Annotated in this window: 1 protein-coding gene; it reads right to left on the bottom strand. The window is 62.2% G+C overall.

Going from position 1 to position 584, the window contains the following annotated elements; genetic code table 11:
- Positions 1–132: 132 nt before the first annotated feature.
- On the bottom strand, positions 133–584 hold a 452-nt coding region (locus JK635_RS27880), incomplete at its 5' end, for an NUDIX hydrolase (protein WP_235887878.1).

Genomic DNA, 584 nt, shown 5'->3' with positions numbered 1-584 from the left:
AGGGTCAATCTGTTCATCGGATCTCCGGATATTGTTATTCAAACGCCATCGCCCGGGCCTGTAGGGCAGGGAGGGGCCGCACATGTTACCGCCATTGGGGACCGGCATTGCAAGGCGTCTCCGCCCTGGTTCTTACCAGTGCAGCGACAGCAGCACCCGCTGCATGTTGGGCCCGCACAGGCTGCTGATCTCGTCGCGCCTGGCCCATCGGAAACCGTCCATCTCGGGCGTGGGCTGGCCCGTGACCGGGTGGATGAAATGGCTGACGCATACCAGGTGGTCAATGCCTCTGACGTGATCCGGCGCCTGTACCTTGAACAGGTGCAGGCGCTTGTCCGGCCGGAAATCGAAGAGGCCGATTTCCAGGAAAAGGTCGGCGGCGAACTCCAGCCCGGTTTCCTCGTGCAATTCACGCCGCGCGGTCTTGACGGCTGGCTCGCCAGGTTCCTGCATGCCCTTGGGCAAGTCCCACAGGTCATGGCCGGTCACGTGGCACAGCAGGAGTTCGCCGCTGCTGTTGAGCACCAGGGTGCCGCAGGAAATGGGCAAATCCTTGCGCGTACTGAAATCCATGGGCTGATCCT

This window comes from Neobacillus paridis (assembly GCF_016765675.1).
GTDB classification, from domain to species: Bacteria; Bacillota; Bacilli; order Bacillales; family Cytobacillaceae; genus Neobacillus; species Neobacillus paridis.
Note: the sequence above shows the minus strand (reverse complement) of the source record. Positions and strands in the feature narration are given on the sequence as shown.